Raw genomic sequence first — 4379 nt, 5'->3', positions numbered from 1 at the left:
GCTACGTAGTCGCGCGCCGGGGCGCCGGTGTAGATCTGCCGCGGGCGGCCGATCTTCTGCGACGGGTCCTCGATCATTTCCTTCCACTGCGAGATCCAGCCCACGGTGCGGGCCAGGGCGAACAGCACCGTGAACATCTCGGGCGGGAAGCCCAGGGCGCGCAGGGTGATGCCGGAGTAGAAGTCGACGTTCGGGTACAGCTTGCGTTCGACGAAGTAGGGATCGCTGAGCGCGACCTTCTCCAGCTCGATGGCAACCTTCAGCAGCGGGTCGTCGCCATGACCGACCTCGGCGAGAACCTCGTGGCAGGTCTTCTGCATCACCGTCGCGCGGGGATCGTAGTTCTTATAGACCCGGTGGCCGAAGCCCATCAGCCGGTAGCGGCGATCCTTCACGCCCTGGACGTACTCGGGGATGCGATCGACGGTGCCGATCTCCTTGAGCATGTTCAGCGCTTCTTCATTGGCGCCGCCATGGCTCGGGCCCCAGAGGCAGGCGATGCCGGCCGCGATGCAGGCGAACGGATTGGCGCCCGACGAGCCGGCCAGGCGGACGGTGGAGGTGGACGCGTTCTGCTCGTGATCGGCGTGCAGGATGAAGATGCGGTCCATGGCGCGGGTCAGGACCGGATTCGGCTTCCAGTCTTCCGCGGGCACCGAGAAGCACATGCGCAGGAAGTTCTCGGAGTAGGAGAGGTCGTTGCGCGGATGCACGAAAGGCTGGCCGCGGAAGTACTTGAAGGCGCGAGCGGCGATCGTCGGCATCTTGGCGATCAGCCGGTGCGACGAGATCATCCGCTGCTCGGGATCATCGACATTGGTGCTGTCGTGATAGAAGGCCGAGAGGGCGCCGACAGCCCCGACCATGATCGCCATCGGGTGAGCATCCCGACGGAAGCCCATGAAGAACCTATCGAACTGCTCGTGCAGCATCGTGTGATAGGTGATGTTGTGATTGAACTGCTCGAACTCCTTGGCGTTCGGCAGTTCGCCGTTCAGCAAGAGGTAGCAGACCTCCAGGAAGCTGGACTTCTCGGCCAACTGATCGATCGGGTAGCCGCGATGGAGAAGGATCCCCGCGTCGCCGTCGATGAAGGTGATCTTGCTCTCGCAGGACGCGGTCGACGTGAAGCCGGGATCGTAAGTGAACACATCGGCTTCGGCGTAGAGCTTTCGGATATCCACGACGGCCGGGCCGTCGGTGCCTTTCAGGATCGGCAGCTCGACGGTTTTCCCGTCAACGCTCATTTTCGCCGTATCGCCCATGCCATCCCCTTCCGCACGTTCAAAATAAAACGCCTGTTCGGCGTGCCTTATAGCGCCTTACGCGGGCTGTGAAAGCGCGTCGTCGAGGCGGCCTAAACTTTCTTCTTTTCCGAGGCTTACCAGGGCTCCGGCAAGGTCGGGAGCCGGAGAGCCGCCCGAAAGCACGCCACGAAGGGCCGGCCCGATCTTACCCAGGCCGACGCCCTCGGACTCCGCGAAGCCGCGCAACAGGCCTTCCAGATCCGCCACCGTCCAATCGCCTTGTCCGGCGAGTCTGTCACGAAGCCGCGACAGGCGCGCGCGCGTCTCGTCGGAGAGCAGGCCCCGGATCTTTTCCGGCAGCTCCAAAGGGCGGCGCTTCAGCGCGAAGACCGTGGCGTCGGCGAGGTCGAGGGTGGTCTTGGCCCCATCGCGGACGAGGGGGATGGTCCGGCTCAGGATCGCCGCGTCGCCTTCGGCGAGGTGGAGATCACGGCTCGAATGCACCTTGGTCACCAGGCCCGCGAGCCGATCGATATCGGCCAGGCGCAGGTAGTGGTTGTTGATATGGTTCAACTTGTCCCAGTCGAGGCGAGCCGGCGCGCTGACGACGTCTTCCAGTTCGAACCACGAAATGGCCTGTTCGTCGGAGAACAGTTCGTCATTGCCGTGACCCCAGCCGAGACGCGCGAGGTAGTTGCGCATCGCCTCGGGCAGATAGCCCATCTCGTCGAACTCGCCGACCGCCTGGGCGCCGTGGCGCTTCGAGAGCTTGGCGCCGTCCGGGCCGTGGATCATCGGCAGGTGCGCCCAGATCGGCACGTCCCATCCCAGGGCCTCGTAGATCAGGGTCTGGCGCGCGGCGTTGTTGAGGTGGTCGTCGCCGCGGATCACGTGGGTGACGCCCATCTCGTGGTCGTCGACCACGACGGCCAGATTGTAGGTCGGCGTGCCGTCGGTACGCAGCAGGATCAGATCGTCCAGATCCTTGTTCTTGAACGAGACGTCGCCCTTCACCCGGTCGTGGACGACGGTCTCGCCGTCCTGCGGGCCCTTGAAGCGGACGACATAGGGCCGGTCGTTGAAGTTGGCCTCGGCGTCGCGCCACGGCGAGCGGATGGCGCGGCCCTCGGCGCGGGCGATCTCGCGCTCGGCGGCGGTTTCCTCGATGGTCATGTAGCAACGGTAGGCGCGGCCCTTGGCCAGCAGGTCCTGGGCGGCCAGGACGTGGCGATCGGCGCGGGCGAATTGGAAGACGGGCTCTTCGTCAACATCCAGTCCCAGCCACTTCATGCCCTCGAAGATCACTTCGACGGCCCCCTGGGTGGAGCGTTCGCGATCGGTGTCCTCGACACGAAGTAGGAACTTCCCACCCGTATGCCGTGCATATAGCCAGTTGAATAGCGCCGTCCGGGCCGTGCCTATGTGCATCGAGCCGGTGGGCGAGGGGGCGATACGGGTGACGACGGGACGGTCGGACATCGAAACTCAGGTCTTGGATCAGGACGCTGCGTCGCGAGGACGCGATCGGCGTCTTAGCACGGGGTTTCGCCTCGGTCCTAGTTTTCGCCGCATCGCAACATGGCTCGGCGAACAGGCGCGCGCGCAGACCGATCGCTGGACCCTTTGGACGCCGGTCGCCTTCGGCGTCGGCGCGGCGATCTACCTGGCCTTGCCCAGGGAGCCGCTGGCGCTGGTGGCGTGGTTGGCCTTGGCGCTCGCCGCGGCCCTGACCGCCGCTGTTCGCCGCAGCCCACGTCGAGCTGTGAGCGCATTCCTGGTCCTGCTGGCCTTCGGTTCGGCGGGGTTCGCGTGCGGCAAGCTTCGCACCCAGGCGGTTCGGGCGCCCATCATGCCGGCTGAAACGGGCGTCGTGACGCTTGAGGGCTTCGTGGTCGATGTGGCCAGTCCAGGGCAGGGCGGTCCCCGCATCCTGGTGGCGCCGATCCGCGTGAGTCGGCTGGAGCCCCACGCGACCCCAATCCGTGTACGGATGACCTTGGCGGACGATGACATCCTGCCCGCGCCCGGCGCGGCGATTCGTCTGCGCGGGATGCTGAACGCGCCGCCGCCACCGGCCAGCCCGGGATCCTACGACTTCGCCCGCGACGCCTTCTTCGACGGGATCGGCGGGGTGGGTTTCGCGCTGAGCCCCGTCGCCGAGATCGAGGCCGATGCGCCGCCCCGGCGATTGGCGTTGGAAATGCGGGTCAACGCCATGCGCTGGACACTGGCCAACCAGATCGTGGATGAGATGGGTGTGGAGAGCGGTGGCTTGGCGGCCGCCATGGTCACCGGCCATGAGGCCTTCATCCCGCGCGAACAGGTGGAGGCTCTGCGGGCCTCGGGCCTCGCCCATATCGTCTCAATCTCAGGCCTCCACATGGCCATCGTCGGCGGCTTCACCTTCGGCCTCGTGCGACTGCTGATCGCCGCCTGGCCGTGGGCGGCCCTGCGCGTGTCATCGAAGAAGGTCGCCGCCCTGGCGGGTTTCACCGCTGTCCTCGCCTATCTCGTGCTCTCGGGCGCGCCCAGCCCGGCGCAGCGCGCGGCGATCACCGCGGCGGCGGCCTTCGGCGCGATCCTGGTGGATCGGCAGGCGATCAGCTTACGGACCTTGGCGATCGCTGCGCTCGGCATCCTCATCCTGCATCCCGAAGCGGTCTCGGAGCCTGGCTTCCAGATGTCGTTCGCCGCGACGGCGGCGCTCGTGGCCCTGGCCGAGGCTTGGCCGCGGCCGGTGAAGGAGATCAATACGCCCTGGCCGATCCGCATCATCCAGGGCGTCGGAGTCTGGACGGTCGCCAGCCTTGGGGCGAGCTTCGTTGCGGGCCTCGCCACCGGTCCATTCGCCATGCAGCACTTCAATCGCGTCGCCACCTTCGGCTTGGCGGCCAACCTACTGGTCGCGCCGATCTCGTCGTTCCTGATGATGCCGGCCCTGGCGCTGGGCGCGGTCGGGGCGCCGCTAGGGCTGGGCGGCCCTCCGCTGGCGGCGGCCGATCTCGCCATCGACACCATGAACCGGATCGCCGCCACCGCCGCGGGCTTGCCGGGGGCTCAGCTCACTGTCGCCAGCGCGCCGTACTGGACGCTGGCGGCGGCCTTCATGGGAATCCTGTGGCTCTGCCTTTG

General features: G+C 66.7%; 3 protein-coding genes. 1 reads left to right on the top strand and 2 read right to left on the bottom strand.

From position 1 onward, the window contains the following. Together gltA and gltX are read right to left on the bottom strand one after the other, a co-directional pair. Positions 1 to 1265 (bottom strand): citrate synthase (gene gltA, locus RMO04_RS12120; protein WP_309645041.1); only part of this gene is annotated, 1265 nt, incomplete at its 3' end. 57 nt (positions 1266 to 1322) lie between these two features. After that, positions 1323 to 2726, bottom strand: a complete 1404-nt coding sequence (gltX, locus tag RMO04_RS12115) for a glutamate--tRNA ligase (RefSeq protein ID WP_309645040.1) — start codon at positions 2724 to 2726, stop codon at positions 1323 to 1325. 13 nt (positions 2727 to 2739) lie between these two features. On the opposite strand from gltX, the gene RMO04_RS12110 reads away from it, so the two are divergent. Then, a partial coding sequence (locus RMO04_RS12110) for a ComEC/Rec2 family competence protein (RefSeq protein ID WP_309645039.1) occupies positions 2740 to 4379 on the top strand: 1640 nt, incomplete at its 3' end.

It is taken from the genome of Phenylobacterium sp., from assembly GCF_031412415.1.
Lineage (GTDB): Bacteria > Pseudomonadota > Alphaproteobacteria > Caulobacterales > Caulobacteraceae > Phenylobacterium.
This window is presented reverse-complemented; position numbering and strand designations above follow the sequence as displayed.

Bases quoted from the DNA above. Each gene is read 5' to 3' on its own strand.
- gltX (WP_309645040.1), bottom strand. From the start codon at position 2,726: ATGTCCGACCGTCCCGTCGTCACCCGTATCGCCCCCTCGCCCACCGGC.